The sequence below is a fragment of the Salibacter halophilus genome (genome assembly GCF_008806325.1).
GTDB lineage: Bacteria > Bacteroidota > Bacteroidia > Flavobacteriales_G > Salibacteraceae > Salibacter > Salibacter halophilus.
On the sequence record NZ_WACR01000002.1, the window covers coordinates 130,228 to 147,486 of the forward strand.

Consider the following 17,259-nt stretch of genomic DNA (forward strand, 5'->3'; position numbering starts at 1 on the left):
TACAGTTTCATCTCTGTCACATTATTGATGTGTTTAAAGTTGGACGCCCCCAATCTGTCACTGTTAAAAAAAATACTTTCTAGCTTTTCGCAATATAGAAATGTTGAATAAGTGTTTATAACTCCATAGCTAACAAATTGTAATGTTTATTTAAACTAGTTATGTTTGAGAAACATAGTTAAGACAAATATTATTTCAAATATGTAAAAGTCAGTGATATGAGGGTTAGGCTAATACAAATAATTATAACGTTAACAATGATAAGCTCGTGTGCTACAATCCCAAAAGAAACTGTAGAGCTGTCTAAAGTACTTGGGAATGACTTAGCCATTTTACACAAATCTCATAGAAATATGGTTGAGTTATATTATGGTAAATTAGCTAATGATATTAATTCTTTCATAAATGATGTCTACTCCCCTTTTGTAATTCATTATGTACTCAAAGATCAAATGGAAAAATATAAAAATGGGAAAAGCTCTATTTACAGTACTATTGAGACAGCCGGTAAAACTGGCGGTAAGGCTGAGACCCAGAATGCTGTCAATGACATGACTGAATTTTTTGAAGATGCAAAAAAACAAATTGAAGCTAAAAGAAGTGAATTACTTAACCCAGTAATGAAACAAAAAAGAGAGCTATTAAATAAAATTGATGAATCATATGAAAACGCACTTCTTGCTAATGCAAATCTAACAGGATACCTTCAATCTATAAGAAAAGTCAAGGAAAGTCAAAAAGAAGCATTAGGCATAATTGGCCTGGAAGGAAAAGATAAAGATTTAAACAATATGCTTCTAAGGACTTCTGAAACTCTAAGTACAAGCCTTGAAAAAGCAAAAGAAATAGATGTCAAAAGTGATGATGCAATTCAAAAAATAAAAGATATCTCTGATAAAATTAAATCAATAACAAATAAAAATTAAGTAATATGGGAAAATTCAGTGAGTTATTCAAAGAAGCTGATGCAGCATTTGATGGTGCGTTCAAGGAAGAGTTGAACGATTTAAATGGACTATCTAAAGAGGAAGTAGATTCTGTAACACCCGATACAGAAGATCTCAGAACATATTCAGTTCTTAATAAAGTTGTGGAAAAAGCTTCTAAAGAAAATATTACCAAAGCTCAATTAGTAGAAGATATTAAAGAGTTAGGAGATGTTGCTGTCAAAATTGCTAAAAAGGTTCCATCCTTGGCTTCTTTATTTTAGTAATATAATTTACAATCAGATTATAAACACAATATTGAGCACCTAAAAAGTTCAAATCTTAAGCATATTTTTTATTAAATATTTAAATAATTATACTAAGATATATATAGTTTACATTTTTTTTGAAAATCACTTAGAACAAATAATCCTGAATGCAAAAAATACTTATTACTGGAAATGGCTTTGATTTAAGTCTTGGGTTACCCACATCATTTACAGACTTCATCTCTATTCTTAAAAATATAGATGAAAATGATTCTTTTAATGACATATATGAAAAAAGTAGCTTATTCGAAACGCTAAAAGAAAATTTTAACGAGTTTGAAATTAATAGTGATAAAATCAAATCAATAAATGAAAAAGCAACGAAAAATAAATGGTTCAATTACTTAAAAGGAGAACACGAGATTGATTCATGGATTGACTTTGAAGAAAAATTGGAATATACGTTATATAACATTTTTCAATTTATTCAAAAAGTTAGAGAAGTTATAAGTGCAAGAGGATCAGTTAATAAAAAGTTAATTCTCAGTAAAAAAGAAATAGACCTTAACAATATAGAGCATATAAATACATTTAAGAGCTTCGATCTTATTATAGAACTTGATTATGGTAGAAATGTTGAATTCAATTCTGAATTTTTAAGACGAAGGCACGCACAATACATAGGAGTAAATATTCAAAAATTAACTTTATATCTATTAGAAGAATTAAATAAATTCAAAGAGTTATTTTGCGAATATATAGAAACCTTTATTGATCCATTTTATGATCATAAAAAAAATGATTTAGAAAAACTACCATTTGATAAAGTAGACAAGCATTTTACTTTCAACTACACGCCATCGTTTAGTGAGATTTATACAAAAGGTATCGAAACTGATTTTGTTCATGGTGACATAAAAAATAAAAACATTGTAATGGGAGTACCGAAAACTCCTGATGATAATATTGATTACAAATATTACATACCATTTACAAAATATTATCAAAAGCTTAATAGCGACACAGATTATACATTTTTATCTAAATATAAAGATAATGAAATAGATGATTTCATTTTTTACTTTTTTGGTCATTCATTGAGTTCATCTGATGCAGATTATATAAATGAGATTTTTGAATTCATAAATAAAGCATCAGTAAACAATAAACATTATATCTATGTCTTTTATCACGATCAATTGGCAAAAGCTGAGATGCTAATTAATTTAATTGATGTAAGAGACCATAAAGAAATTCAAAGATTAATGAAAGAAGGAACTTTAAAGTTTATATCAATTGATTCAGAAGAATTAATTAATGTCTTTAATGTATATGGAGATAATTTATCAAATAAATTTATTTAATCTCACTCTCACACTCATTCTCCGCTCTCAATTTTGAATCCCCGTCAAAAAGACTATTTTTGAGATGTAGTGTTAGTACAGTTTTATATTCCTAAAACCCTTTCGGGGAGTGATCTCGATTTCTATCTCTCGCGTGGCTGGTTTCGCAATAGCCTGTTGCTCCACCACTCTGAGGTGATATGCCTTGATGAGAAGGTGCAGTCTATTGTCAATATCAGGCTGCCGTTGAGTGAATACAAATCAAAGCGAAATTTCAGGAAAATCCGCAACCGCGTAGAACGCGATTTTGAAGTGGTTATTAGGCGAGCTAGTCTAACCAAAGAAAAAGAAGACCTCTACCGTCATCACAAAAAGCGTTTCAAAGGATTCCTGTTCGAGGATCTCGATCAATTCCTCATGCCCAGCCACACCAATACTATTTTCAATACCTGGGAAGTTGAAGTGTACGATGGCGAAAAACTCATCGCCTATTCCCTGTTCGATTTGGGAGAAGAAAGCGTTGCCAGTCTTATTGGGATATACGATAAGGATTATAGTCAGTACAGCCTGGGAACATTCACGATGGTGGCTGAAGTAGAATTTGCCAAAAAACACGGTTTCCGCTACTACTACCCGGGATACATCCTCGATCACTCCAATGAATTTGATTACAAATTGAGACTGGGCGAGATGGAATATCTCAACCGCCAAAATGTGTGGCGTCCACTGTCAGAGATCGATAAATCGAAATTCCCCGCCAACAGGATCACCGCCAAAATGCGCGAACTGGAACGGGCTCTGACCGATAAACAATTACCTTTCATTCAACGACTCAATCCGTTTTACACGCTGGGCTACATTGAGCCTTACACCAAAACATTTACCAAAAGTACCGTTGTGTTTTTGCTCCCGGGAGCCATGCCCGGTTTTTTTCTCCTTGCCGAGTACCACTTTGAAAAAGGTCAGTTCAGCGCTCACATCGTGCGCGAGAGTCCGCTCAAAGATTCACTCCTCGATATGCAAATCACACCCGATTTGCTCGATGAAAACACCTACCTCACACAACTCTACCAGTTTGAACAGCACATCGGCACAACGCCAGATGCCGAACAAATGGCGCAAATGCTCTACGAAGCTCGTCTGTAATTGCGCGCATCACGTAAAAACTTAGCCGTTTTCGCGAGTCCTTTTACCACTTTTGGATTGAATGAATTTTTCAGATAAGCTCTAAAATACAGTTCATTAGCTGTTTTGTAATTCTTTAGTTTCTCTGCAATTCTCGCGGTCAGAACCAGCTCCGCCTCAGTCTCAACTCCACAACGCAAACACTCGTTCACCACTTCAAATGCTTCAAAGTAGCGTTTTTGAGCGAAGTAAATCTCAGCCAACTCAAACCTGATCTTCTCCTGATTTGGGTTCAGCGCCAGTGAAACCTCAAAATCGTGAGCCGATTGTTCAAAATCTCCCAGCTCACGGTAATACCTTCCACGTTTACCAAAAATTCTTGCGTTTGCAGGATTCACGGTCAGAGCCCAATTCGCCTCCGTAGCCGCTAATTCCCAATCCGAAAGTTCTGCAGCACAATCCATCGTCAATTCGCTAAATCGCAAATTGGTATTGCACATCACCTTTCCTTTGCTAATGAGGGTCTGACAAACTTCAAAATCACCATTTCGGTAAGCTTCCAAAGCATGCTGGTGAAGTCTGTTGAGTTCATTCTCGAGCTGATCGTTCTGTTTCACCTTCAACCATTTTGACGGAATAATCAACTCATCGTTTTGGCATAACATCTCGTATTGCGTAAAACTTTCGATCTCGATTCTGTACATCCAGTGCTGACACATCATGTGACTTTTCCACGCCTCAAATGCCCACAGCTTAAAATTGAGCCAGTTCTCAATAGAAACATGAACCGGACGATCGAATTTATTCAGGTATTTTTTAATCTCGTTACGTTTCATGATTACGCTGTTATTTGGATTTCTAAAGATTGAGTTGGGAGATACTTTTCGCGCACTACACGAGAAACACGACACGATACAGAAAAGCCGCGCTCCAGCATTGCTTTTATTGTGCGGTGTTCACTAAACGGAATGTAACCGATCTTGAAGTTTTTGAAATATGCCGCGATAGAGTTGTTTTGCTCCACGCGCAATGTGAGATCCACACCTTCACGCAAGTGGTGATAAATAACCGGTAAATCGTAACGCTTGATGCCGCAGAGTGCGCCATTGAAAACGATAGCCTGCTGAACCGGCTCTGACCGAAACCAATTTTGAATTGTACTTTTTACTTGTCTCATCTCCTTTTAATTTTGAAGTTGAGACAAACGTACCGGCCCACACCGTAATCTTTTTACGGTGGTGAAATTTTTTGGGAAATAGCAGTAAAAATCATCCACGCGATGAAATCGCGCGACAGCTAGGGAAACGAATAATGTGCCGTTAGGCACGATAGACATTTATCTCCGGGTGCTAACCCGGAGCATAAGTTTCATAGTTAGGATTTGAGTACCGTAGGTACGGTTCACGTTTCACATGTTAGATATTTTTTTCTGTGGGCCGTGCTTACAGCACTCGCTGATGACTCTCATGCACTTTGCTCTGGGCTGAAGCCCAGAGTTAGCTTTAAGTCGTGCCTACGGCACTTACCATCTTGCATTTTTTACTCCCTCATGCCTCGACTTCGCTCGGCAGCCGGGTATTTCGTTAGAATCCACACTTACTTACAAACACCAAACCCACCAACTTCAAATCTTAGCGAATCTTAGTCCTTAATGTAAGTCAAGGCTTAGATGAACTTAGATCCTAGCCCCACTAGGATCAGGACCAATAACAACTTAAACATTCATTAACACCAAAAGCATGATTAGAATGCTCTTGACCTCGACCTTGACTCTTAGTGAATCTTGCTCTTTGACCTCAGTCAAAGACATAGATGAACTTAGACCCTCGTGACGCAAGGAACGGGGCTCGACCTTTAAACACCTTTAAAACAAAGTTCCCTGGCTTGGACCATCATCATCACCTTCAGAGTCATTGGAATCACTTCCGTCCTCCTCCTTTTTCTCGCGTGACGGCAATTCTATTTCCGGCTCTGACTCTTCCTCCTCTTCATAAGGTAAAGGATCTAATAGATCGATCGTTTTTACCTTGTGAGGTGTGAGTCTATTTCCCATTGCTTTGAGACCTTTAACTGCGATAAACTCGTCCAGAATAACCTGTTCGTCTTCACGTGAAGCACTGCGTTGGTCGTAAGCAATGTTGATCTGCGGACGCCAATCTGTAGTTGCCAGTTCGAGATACGAATCGGGGTGATCGGTAATGAAAAGCGTTTTCTTGTCAGTATCTTCAACCTGGAAACGTTTCACATTGAACTGTTCCTTTTCGCCATCCCAGTAAATTGCTGTTACCGGCTTATCGGGATTCCATTTTTCCAGGATGATGAAGTCCTCTTCAAACTTGGTACTCAAATCAAAGCTCGTGAGTTTGTAGTGACCGCTCTGTGTGATTTGCAGAATCTTATCATCTCCTTTGAACTTACCGAGCAACTCTCCGCGTCCATCAGTATTGAGACGTTTCACCGTTTCGTCAAACCAGATTTTACGGGCAGCCAGCGTGGAAACACCTTCTTCTTTGAGAACGATTTTGTTGATCGGGTGCTTGGTGAGGATATTTCCGCCTGCTCCTCTACCCTTGATATCCTGTTCAGAAAAATCAAAGTCAAACTTGAGCTTGCGAATTTTCCCCGTATTGCGATGCACGATTTGAACCGTTTCAGCTTCTCCGTTCGGGTTCACTGTGAGATACAGAATCTTGCTTTTAGGGGAACCTTTTGTGAGATCGTACTCGCGTTCGCGCGTGATCGATTTTACATTGAATCTTTTCACACGAGAAGGTCCGGTAGCTCCATCTTTGTAGATCATGTTGTAAGTCGTGCGCGTGTCGCCACGTTTCCAAACTCCAACGTGAAGCAGGTTTTTGCCCATGAAAAATTTATCGGCAATTTTAGCTACCATCATTTTACCATCTTCACGAATGGCAATAATATCGTCAATGTCAGAACACTCGGCAACGAATTCGCCCTCACCGCGTTTGAGTCCGTGACCTACAAAACCTTCCTCGTAATTCGCGTAGAGTTTTACGTTGGCAACAGCTACTTTGCTCGCCTCGATGTTTTCAAATTCACGGATTTCGGTTTTGCGTTCCATCCCTTTACCGTGCTTCTTCTTCAGATTTTTGAAGTAATCGATCGCAAACTCGATCAAATTGGCGAGATGATCTTTGACACGTGCAATGTCATCTTCCAACGATGCAATGAATGTATCGGCTTTTTCAGAGTCGTGCTTGGTAATCCTGCGCATGCGGATTTCCATCAGCTTTTGCACGTCTTCATCAGTCACTTCGCGAACGAGATGCTTGACATGCGGTTTGAGTAACTCATGAGTGAGTTCCATCGCTTCCTCATAAGTTTTACCGTCAAACTCTACGTAGATCTTGTTTTCGATGAATATCTTTTCGAGAGAAGAGAAATGCCATTTTTCCTGTAATTCTCCCAGCTCTATTTCGAGTTCTCGCTTGAGGAGTTCAACCGTTGCATCAGTCGATTCTTTGAGTACATCAGTAACACCTACAAATCGCGGTTTATCATCCTGAATAACCGATGTATTTGGCGCGATGCTCATTTCACAATCTGTAAACGCGTAAAGCGCATCTACCATCTTATCCGGTGACGCACCTGACGGCAAATGAATGAGAATATCGACTTCCTCAGCCGTGTTGTCCTCTATTCGCTTGATCTTGATTTTCCCTTTATCGTTTGCTTTTAGGATGTTGTCGATCAATGATCCTGTTGTGGTTCCGAATGGGATTTCTGTAATCTTGAGCGTCTTTTTATCCTCGATCTCTATTTTGGCTCTGACCCTTACACGACCACCACGCAGACCGTCATTGTAATTTGTGAAATCTGCCATTCCGCCCTGAGGGAAATCAGGATAGAGCGTGAATCGTTTGCCTTGCAGGTATTTCACTGAGCAATCGATGAGTTCGATAAAATTATGCGGTAGAATTCGACAAGACATCCCAACTGCGATCCCTTCCACGCCCTGTGCGAGGAGTAGCGGAAATTTCATCGGTAAGGTAACCGGCTCACGGTTCCGACCGTCATAGGAATTCGACCAGTTGGTTGTTTTGGGATTGAACGCAACTTCGAGCGCGAATTTTGTGAGCCTGGCCTCGATATAACGAGGGGCAGCTGCACTGTCGCCAGTGAGGACGTTACCCCAGTTACCCTGCGTATCGATGAGGAGGTTCTTTTGCCCCATCCCAACGAGCGCATCGGTAATAGAAGCATCACCGTGGGGATGATACTTCATTGTATTCCCCACGATGTTTGCTACTTTGTTGTAACGGCCATCCTCCATCTCGCGCATGGAGTGTAAAATCCTGCGCTGCACGGGTTTGAGTCCGTCATTGATATGCGGAACGGCACGTTCGAGAATCACATACGAGGCGTAATCTAAAAACCAGTCCTCATACATCCCCGAGACCTGAATGACTTTATCCAGCTCTTCAGCTTCGGCCGCTTCCTGTTCCAGTTCTTCGTCTCTTTCTTCGTTCTCTTCGTTTTTGTCGATGTCCTCGCTCATTTTTTATCTTAAAAAGTTGAGAGTTGTTTATTTATCTGATAAACGCTCAATTCGCTCTGCCAGGTTTTCTCCGGCTTTTTTAATATCAGCCATAACAGGTTCATTGAGTTTGTTTTTATCAGAAAAAGCCAGGTAGTAAGTATTGGTTTTATAATCGATTAAGAAAAAATAAAAAGTAAGTTTAGTTGACACATCTGTTCTACCAAAAGTCTTATGTGAAGTCGAGAATTTGGTTATCGTGCTCAAACCTGAGACAAAAGCTGTAGCTAGTTCAACATCACTTCTATCCCCATTCAAATCAAAAGATTTTGTTTCGGCAACATATCCATCTTCAGCTAGTTCATCAAAAGCCTCCATCAATTTTTCATATTTTTTTCCTCCTAAACGACTAGTATAATCTGAATAATCAATTTGATGAAGTGTTCTTGAACTCAGGTTTTCAGGTATACCATTTTCAATTTTGATTTCGATTGGCTCATCCACAATATAACCTTTAAAGTTTGCTTCTTCTTTAGGTGCTGAATTACTAGCTTCTTTTAGTTTTGATTTAATATCATCAAGACTTCCAAATATAGCTTTTGCTCCAGCGTCATATTCATCGCCATTTATAGGATAATAAGCCATATATTTATCATCGAGAGGAATTCCTCTGTATTCACTCATTGTGACAAAGAAATCATCTTTTTTAAGTGCTTTACTCTTTTTAGCCCACGCAGGATACCCCACCTGCACAAGATAATTGATGTCGTTTTCGTGGAGACTCTTTGTGAGCTTGTTCACTCCTTCAACGTTTCCAAAACTTGTTCGCACTGGCTCATGAAGAGTATATTCAACATTTACACCCATTGATTGAAGATCATTTTTGAGTTGCTCTATCAATATGTTAGCAACTGATTCACTTCCTTTTTCAGGCTCCATTGAAAAAGTTGATGGGATAACTGTAACCAGAGCAACCTTTGCATTTGGTGCAAATAGTTGGTCGTCTATTCCTTCACTAAGTGTAGGGGTCATTCTTACGATTTGTTGGTATTGTCTAGCATCCTGACTGTAAGCAGCGGATAGCGAAAAGATCAACGTAAGGGTTAAGATTAGTTTTTTCATAAAAAAAGATATTTTGAATTTGTATTTGATTACATGATTAATTTACTGAATAACGAATTGGGAAATTCATTTTATAACGAATATTTTTTTCATACTGAGTTGCCGATTCCCACACTGGCATTTCATAAATGAAACTCAATGATTCGTAATCTACCAATGGATCAACACCCTGCAAAATCTCACATTGCGAAATTACTCCGCTGGGCTCAACAATAAATTGAGAAAAAACTACACCTGCATTTCTACGATCTTTTGAAACCTCAGGATATGTGAGATTTTCATCGAGGTAAGGACCTAATTCATCGTTGCCGCCTTTGAAGTAAGGTTTGGTTTCTACTATGTGACTCGCAGTAGCTGCAATTTTGTAGTCCATCTCTCTATCTACACCGTAAAATACTGTGTTTTTGTCTCCTGAATAATAATACTCTCCAACAGTGACCTTAGTATCTCCATCTTTATAGGTGTTCAGAATCATTTCATTAGAGTATGAAGCTTTTTCAAAGTTGTAAATTCCTGGTTCAAACTCCATTTCCTCAATAATTTTTAGAGCAAGAGTATCAGAATAATCGCTACCACTCACTATTACTGAAGTACTGTCTACTTTTCCTTCTTTATTGACTCTGTAGTGGATTACAGCTCTAGCAGTTGTTTTGTATTTCTTAGGGATTTCCATTTTAGAGTTGAAAACACCTTTCATGTAGCCTTCAAATTCTGGATGCTTAAAGAAATCGCTTTCTGACACCTGCTTACCTTCTCTGTCAAAGTATTTAATATCAGCCTTTATCCCACGATCATAGGTAATTACTTTGTGCTTTTTACCATTATCGTAATAGAGTTTGCTATCCCCAGAGATCTGACCGTTATTATAAACTTTTTCCTCTTTGAGTGTACCGTCTTTTAAATAGCGCTTGTAATCTCCAGTCAAATGGCCATCACGATTGTATGAACGCTCGATATGGACATTTCCATTGCTGTAAAAAGCATTTGATTTTTCCTTTATATTTCCTTTTCGGTCATAGTCGTATGTTTCTTCAACAGTTCCATTTTCGTGATAGTAGATTCTTTCTTTTCTTCTATTACCCCTTTTGTACTGGCCTTCATATTTCAACTCTCCGGTCTCATAATAGCCTTTGACATCACCGTGAAATTCGCCTTTTTTATATTCGAGTATGCGATCTACATTTCCGTTTTCATAGTAATAAGTGTACTCTCCATGGCGATCACCTTTTTTGTACTCGCCCTGTCTTTGTATTTGACCACTTTCATAGTAAGCAGTGTAAGTGTCTTCAAGGTTTCCCTGATCGTAAGTCATTTCAGATGCCAATGAACCATCTTCATGATAATATTTCCAAACACCTTCTTTTTTACCGTAATGAGCATAACTTCCCTTGTGTTCAAGGTTTCCGTTTTCGTAGTAAAACTCCCAGCTTCCGGTTCTGAAACCGGCTCTGTCAAACTGGCCTTTATGACTTAAGTTACCGTTTTCATGCGTTCCCCATGTTGACATTGTGTGCCTTGCCATGTCGTATTCTTCATAGCTTGCAGTATCTCCATTTTCATGAAAACGAACTACTTCACCGTGATAAATGCCGTAATCATTAAACGGATATGGCTTTGGTGACTTCGCTTTCATTTGGACTGTTCCATTTTTGTAGTAGTCCCTAACTTCATACATATCGCTTTCGCTCGATTTCATCCAGGCTTTGCGATAATAGGTAGCCGTGTTGGGATTATCGATTAACTCCCAGTCTGAATTAAAATAAAACTTTAGTGTGTCGCCATCTCTAAATGTGTAGTCTTCGAGATGTTCTTCAATAGCACCATTTGATATTTTCATGTAATTGGTTCTCATCTGCTTGGTTCCCTGACCAAATACAGAGACTCCAATCGCTAAAAATGTCAATAGTGTAAGGTGTTTGTGAAACATAAAAATTTAGGTTTAGGTTAAACTTGATTTTCTTCTAATACTTCTTCTACTCTTAGATTATCGATTATAAATTTCTGTCTGTCTGGTGTGTTTTTGCCCATGTAGAACTGCAAAAGATTACTAACGGGAGTATCTTTCCCTATGATCACAGGCTCGAGGCGAATATCCTCTCTTATGAAATTGGCAAACTCATCAGGACTGATTTCACCCAGTCCTTTAAATCGAGTGATTTCCGGTTTGCCTCTAAGTTCTTTGATTGCATCATTCTTCTCTTCGTCAGAATAGCAATAAAAAGTTTTTTGCTTGTTCCGAACCCTAAAGAGCGGAGTCTCCAACACGTAGAGGTGTCCATTCTTCACTACATCAGGGAAGAACTGGAGGAAGAATGTGATCAACAACAGGCGGATGTGCATCCCATCGACATCGGCATCAGTGGCCAAAACGATGTTGTTGTAACGCAAATTCTCAATTCCGTCCTCAATATTCAGAGCCGCTTGTAGAAGGTTGAACTCTTCGTTTTCATAAACGATTTTTTTGGTGAGCCCAAACGAGTTCAAAGGCTTTCCTTTCAATGAGAAAACAGCCTGAGTTTTTACCTGGCGCGCTTTGGTAATGGAACCGGATGCCGAATCACCCTCCGTTATAAATAAGGTCGTTTGATCCTTTAGTTCATGCTTTGTATTGTAGTGAACTTTGCAATCGCGGAGTTTCTTGTTGTGCAGACTCGCCTTTTTAGCTCTTTCCTTTGCCAGTTTTTTGATTCCGGCCAAATCTTTACGTTCGCGCTCTGCCTGCTGAATACGTTTTAGCACAGCTTGTTCCGTTTCTGTTTCGCGGTGCAGGAAGTTATCGAGCTGAGTTCCTATAAATTCATTGAGGAACGAACGCATGGTTGGCCCTTCAGGTCCCACATCATTAGAACCTAATTTTGTTTTGGTTTGCGATTCAAAAACGGGCTCCAGTACTTTCACACTTACAGCCGCTACAATTCCGGATCTGATATCGACTGTTTCAAAATTCTTATTGAAGTGATCACGAATGGTTTTCACATACGCTTCCTTGAAGGCATTTTGATGTGTTCCACCCTGTGGCGTGTACTGTCCGTTCACGAATGAGTAGTAATCTTCACCATAAGCCTGTGTGTGCGTGATCGCAATTTCCACATCGTCATCTTCGAGGTGAATAATCGGGTATAGTGGTTCGTCAGAGAGTTTTTGCTCTAACAGATCGCGCAATCCGTTATCGCTTTTGATCTTGTTTCCGTTGAAGTTGATTGTGAGTCCGCGGTTGAGATATGCGTAATGCCACAACAGCTCTTCAACATGCTGCATCTTGTAGCGGAAGTTCTTAAAAACCTCTTCATCCGGAACGAAAGTGATTTTTGTTCCTTTTCGCTTTGGACTTTCCTCAATCTCAGCATCTACTTTCAGCTCGCCTCGCTCAAACTCAGCCAACTTGATTTTCCCTTCCCTGATCGATTCAATTCTGAAAAACTGAGAAAGAGCATTAACCGCCTTGGTACCGACACCATTCAATCCAACCGACTTCTTAAAAGCGCGGGTATCGTATTTACCACCGGTGTTAATTTTGGAAACACAATCGATCACTTTCGTTAGCGGAATGCCACGTCCGTAATCGCGTATTTTCACAACTCCATCTTTGATCGTGATGTCAATCGTTCTACCATTGCCCATCACAAATTCATCAATCGAGTTGTCGATAATCTCTTTTAAAAGAATGTATATACCATCATCACTCGCATTACCATCACCCAACTTCCCGATGTACATCCCGGGACGCATCCTAATGTGCTCTTTCCAATCGAGCGAGCGTATGTTATCTTCAGTATAACTCGTTTCTTCTGCCATATCCACTAATCACTAAATATCTCTGGGAAATTCCGTAAAAGTAGTCAATCTGTCCGTTTTTGTGCAAAGGAGGCATGTCCAGTTTTTCACAAAACGTTAAAGTTTTCAAAATAAACAAAGAATAGATGTATAGACACTATTTTTGTAAAAATTTGAACCATTGTAAAGACTGGGCCGTTACATTGGCCCTGAGTAATTGATATGACAAAACACATTTTATCCACATTTTTCAGTCTTTTATTATTCACTGTTCCTTTTTATTCTTTTGGTCAGAACCAGAAGAAATCGATCGATAACGGAGTTCAGGGTTCAATTGTCGAAGGAAAATCCAAAAAAGCTGTTCAGTTTGCATCAGTATCTGTTATTTCCCTCCCCGATTCAGTTTTCCAGGACGGAACTATAACGGATAAAAACGGTGAGTACAAGATCGAGCTGAGTGATGGAAAATTTGTAGTACTCGTAGAGTTCATGGGTTATGGAAAAACATATTCAGAACCATTTACAGTCAGCGGGAATGTCGTAAAAATGGATCCGATCGAGATCAGTCAAAAAGCCGAAACACTCAAGGAAGCTGTTGTAGAGGCCGAGCGGAGTGAAATGGCTCTGACCATGGAGAAAAAGACATTTGAAGTGAGTCAGGATATCACCTCACAGGGCGGTTCAGCATCTGATATTTTGGAAAATGTACCCAGTGTTACTGTCGACAATGACGGATCAGTGAGTTTGCGCGGAAACAGCAATGTACGCATTTTGATCAATGGTAAACAAAGTGGCCTCGTTGGTGTGAGTAGCCAGGATGCTTTGAGAATGCTCGCAAGCGACATGGTTGAACGCGTTGAAGTTATTACAAACCCAAGTGCTCGTTACGATGCAGAGGGAATGGCCGGCATCATCAATATTATTCTAAAAGAAGATAAAGAACTGGGTACAAATGCTGTGTTTAGTGCCGGAGCTCGTTATCCGTGGGGTTACAACGCATCGGCTAGTTTGTCGCACAAACGTGGCGACTGGAGTTTTTCAGGGAATTACAGTTTTAGAGACCGATCCAGACCGAGATACTCTGAGCAAAAACGCCAAACTCTGGAAAACGATACAGCCGTTACGGTTTTGCAAGATGATCAGGGAATGCGCAGTGGTCAGAGCCACAACATCATGGGAGGCGTACAATGGAGTCCGGGAGAATACAACGAATTCAGTTTTGACGGAGTTTACAGTACTTCTCGCGGGAATAATACCAGTGATGTTGACTTTAGAACTTTTGATCCTTACAGGTTGAGATCGACAAGTTTGCGTGAAAATGACGAAATTGAAGACGAAGAAAACTACGACATCACTTTTGAATACAGACGTACATACCCTGAAGAAAAACGCGAATGGGTAACCAGCCTTGATTACAACACAGGCGATGAAGTTGAGGATACCGAAGCCGAGCAACGATTCTACGGTCCCTCAGGAAATGAAATCGACAGCCTTTTTGCACTGCAAAACACTTACAACCGCGAAGAACAAGACAATCTCGTATTTCAATCAGATTATGTTCACCCTTTCAGCGAAAACGGAAAACTCGAGTTTGGTGTAAAAAGTAGTTGGAGAGTTATCAATACTGATTATTACGTGGAAGATTACGATCGGGATTCTGACGCCTACTTAACACTCCCACGCTTTACAAATGATTTTCTCTACGATGAGCAAATTCACGCTGCTTACGGAATGTATACCAACAAATGGGGTAAATTTGGTGTTGCAGCAGGGTTGCGTGCAGAGTGGTCCATTATCAATGTGGTTCAGGAACAAACAAACGATGATATCACCCGCGATTACATCAACCCGTTCCCTACTCTTTCCATGTCGTATGAGGTCAATAAGACAAACTCTGTTCAGTTGAGCTACAGCCGCAGAATTAACCGACCCGGCTTTTGGGATTTGAATCCGTTTTTCAGTTACACCAACCCACTCAACTTCAGAAGCGGTAACCCGCAACTCAACCCGGAGTACACAAACTCTCTCGAAGCCTCTTACCTCTTCTTCAAGCAAAAAGGAAACTTGAATATTTCAACTTATTACCGTCATTCAACCGGTGTGATTCAGCGTGTTTCAACAATTGAAGATGGAGTAACAATCTCCCGACCTCAAAACGTGAACGAACAGGAATATTACGGTATTGAGTTGACCGGAATGTACAGACCATTCGACTGGTGGCGTCTTGGCGGTTCAGTAAACTATTACGGAAGTCGTCTCGATGCTTCAAATGTGGTTGAAAACTCAAACAGGCAATTTACAACCTGGCAATCTCAGTTGAATACTCAAATTACAACTCCGGGAGATTTCAAGATTCAACTAAGAGCCAACCACCGCGCTGCTACAGTCACTGCTCAGGGAATTAGAAAAAACATCACTTACCTCACGGCCGGAGTTAGTCGCTCGTTTATGGATGATAAATTTGCGGTGAACTTCAACGTTCGCGATGTGTTCAACTCGCGCAAATACCGCGGAACAACAATTGGAGATGGTTTTGTGATCGAAAGTGAAGGACAGTGGAGACCACGAACTTTCACTCTCTCATTCACTTACCGACTCAAAAATGAGGATCTCGACAAAGGAAAAGATGGTGACGGAGATTTTGGAGGAGATGACTTTTAATCCATCTCCCCTAACTTGTTGAAAGCCCTGTATTGAGCAGGATTCCACTCCAGCCAATCTTTGTTTTCCCAGTCGTTTTTAAACCAGCTCACACGCTCGTCAATCTCAGTATTGTAATCAGCCGGAGTTTCATAGTGACGTTCAAAAGATGAGGACGACAAACTCAGTTGTTCTTTTTGAATATCCTGCATTTTTTCAAGTCGCTCTTCGGTCTGAACCAAATAAGGCAGCGATTTGTCGCTGAGCTGGCTCATATACGACAGCTCGACCATCGCACGGCTCTGACCGAAATTGTATTTTGCAATGATCACATCCCAATTGAAAACAGCCATCAGGCAAAGCACCATGTAAACCGATAAGCTATTCACTGTCAACAGATAATGCGTATTCTTAACACCTTCCACCTTTTTGTAAATACTCCACAACCCGATTAGCGTTGCCACAAGGAAAAACATCAGCCCTATTCGTTTGTAAGCCAGAGCAAAATATTCAATGTACCAAAAGTTCCTGATCGCGACAGAAAGTACCAAAACGGCATTCAGCCCGATCCACAAATAAGTGAGTCTCTTGAGCCATTTGGAGCCGCTAAAGAAATTTTGATTCCCCCTGAAATAGAACAATACAATTCCCATCGAGATGAAAATCGAAAGGATGAGAATGTACATTCCTTCATGGACAAATTCTTTGAGAAAAGCTCCGTTGTAATCGAACCCAAACCAAACGTCTTTTACCTCTAACGTCAAAAGAATCAATAGCATCACGTTCAGAACCACCAGCAAAAAGACTCCCGTTTTATTTTCTTGTCTTACCGCGGCAGAAAGATGTTTTTTTGAGGTAGATGAAGACTTTTGCCTGTTCAGCAAACCGTTATTGGAAGTGCTGAGTTCAATGAATTTATTCGGAATTCGGGAATACAAAAACGCAACTGAAAGCAAAAAGCCGAGAATCGACAAGCCGATGATCAACCAATCGAGTAAATCTAACGACAACTCGATGAAATTGAGAATTGACGAAAACATGGATGCTGTGTACTTTCCAAATGCCGGATTAGCATTGGAGTACATAGCGAGAAATAAAACAATTATCGCTGCCGGACCAGCATAAATGGCCATCCGCCATATCTTTTTGACTGGAAAACCCCGGCCGGCCAGTTCGGCTCTGACCGAAATGACAAAACGATAAATGCCTTCAAACGGAGCAAATATCGCAGGCGGAATCATGAAATACATGCTGACTGACTTTGCTGTTGAGAGTGATACAGCGAAAAGGCCCACACTCAACCAACTTACAAGAAATGCAATTACTGAGTGATTGACAAATGCCGCTGTGCTCATCAAAAACGAAGTGATGAGGAGTGTTTTTTGGTTGTTATTGCTCCAGTTGATTCCTCCGGTTAATAGTGGTAAGGAAATCAACATCAATTGAAAAATGTACATGTTGAAGCCCCAGTCGCGGTCGTAAAAGAGAACAACAAATAGTACTGTTAAAAGAAGTGTCGAGAGGATTTTTTTGAATGAACTCATGTGCAGTTTGATTTT

12 protein-coding genes are annotated in these 17,259 nt (G+C 40.0%); 5 read left to right on the forward strand and 7 right to left on the reverse strand.

The features are described from left to right. The first annotated feature begins 218 nt into the window (after positions 1-218). From F3059_RS02700 to F3059_RS02715, 4 genes are all read left to right on the forward strand, one after another. On the forward strand, positions 219-926 hold the full coding sequence (locus F3059_RS02700; RefSeq protein WP_151166404.1) for a hypothetical protein: 708 nt from the start codon (positions 219-221) through the stop codon (positions 924-926). Positions 927-931: 5 nt separating this feature from the next. Next, the gene (locus F3059_RS02705; protein WP_151166405.1) at positions 932-1,210 is read left to right on the forward strand and encodes a hypothetical protein; all 279 of its coding nucleotides are present in this window, start codon (positions 932-934) and stop codon (positions 1,208-1,210) included. Positions 1,211-1,362: 152 nt separating this feature from the next. After that, positions 1,363-2,559, forward strand: coding sequence for an AbiH family protein (locus F3059_RS02710; protein ID WP_151166406.1), 1,197 nt, complete (start codon positions 1,363-1,365; stop codon positions 2,557-2,559). A 69-nt stretch (positions 2,560-2,628) separates the two neighbouring features. Continuing rightward, on the forward strand, positions 2,629-3,684 hold the full coding sequence (locus F3059_RS02715; protein ID WP_151166407.1) for a GNAT family N-acetyltransferase: 1,056 nt from the start codon (positions 2,629-2,631) through the stop codon (positions 3,682-3,684). Here F3059_RS02715 and F3059_RS02720 read toward each other — a convergent pair. The 6 genes from F3059_RS02720 to F3059_RS02745 all read right to left on the reverse strand — a co-directional run bounded on the left by F3059_RS02720 (position 3,666) and on the right by F3059_RS02745 (position 13,081). Further along, a complete protein-coding gene (locus F3059_RS02720; RefSeq protein ID WP_151166408.1) occupies positions 3,666-4,499 on the reverse strand; it encodes a tetratricopeptide repeat protein in 834 nt (277 codons plus the stop codon). The two genes, F3059_RS02715 and F3059_RS02720, sit on opposite strands and share 19 nt — an antisense overlap. 2 nt (positions 4,500-4,501) lie before the next feature. Beyond that, a complete protein-coding gene (locus tag F3059_RS02725) occupies positions 4,502-4,840 on the reverse strand; it encodes a hypothetical protein (protein ID WP_151166409.1) in 339 nt (112 codons plus the stop codon). Positions 4,841-5,527: 687 nt separating this feature from the next. Further along, positions 5,528-8,185, reverse strand: coding sequence for a DNA gyrase/topoisomerase IV subunit A (locus F3059_RS02730; protein ID WP_151166410.1), 2,658 nt, complete (start codon positions 8,183-8,185; stop codon positions 5,528-5,530). Positions 8,186-8,212: 27 nt separating this feature from the next. Beyond that, positions 8,213-9,286 (reverse strand): hypothetical protein, encoded by a 1,074-nt coding sequence (locus tag F3059_RS02735; RefSeq protein ID WP_151166411.1) that lies wholly within the window; start codon positions 9,284-9,286, stop codon positions 8,213-8,215. A gap of 37 nt (positions 9,287-9,323) precedes the next feature. After that, positions 9,324-11,213, reverse strand: coding sequence for an energy transducer TonB (locus F3059_RS02740; protein WP_151166412.1), 1,890 nt, complete (start codon positions 11,211-11,213; stop codon positions 9,324-9,326). A gap of 17 nt (positions 11,214-11,230) precedes the next feature. After that, positions 11,231-13,081 carry a DNA topoisomerase IV subunit B gene (locus tag F3059_RS02745; protein ID WP_151166413.1) on the reverse strand — a complete coding sequence of 617 codons (1,851 nt, stop codon included), beginning with the start codon at positions 13,079-13,081 and terminating at the stop codon, positions 11,231-11,233. A 201-nt stretch (positions 13,082-13,282) separates the two neighbouring features. On the opposite strand from F3059_RS02745, the gene F3059_RS02750 reads away from it, so the two are divergent. Further along, entirely contained in the window at positions 13,283-15,721 is a 2,439-nt protein-coding gene (locus F3059_RS02750) for an outer membrane beta-barrel family protein (RefSeq protein WP_151166414.1), read from the forward strand. Here F3059_RS02750 and F3059_RS02755 read toward each other — a convergent pair. Further along, entirely contained in the window at positions 15,718-17,244 is a 1,527-nt protein-coding gene (locus F3059_RS02755; protein ID WP_151166415.1) for a DUF4153 domain-containing protein, read from the reverse strand. The two genes, F3059_RS02750 and F3059_RS02755, sit on opposite strands and share 4 nt — an antisense overlap. Positions 17,245-17,259 lie beyond the last annotated feature (15 nt).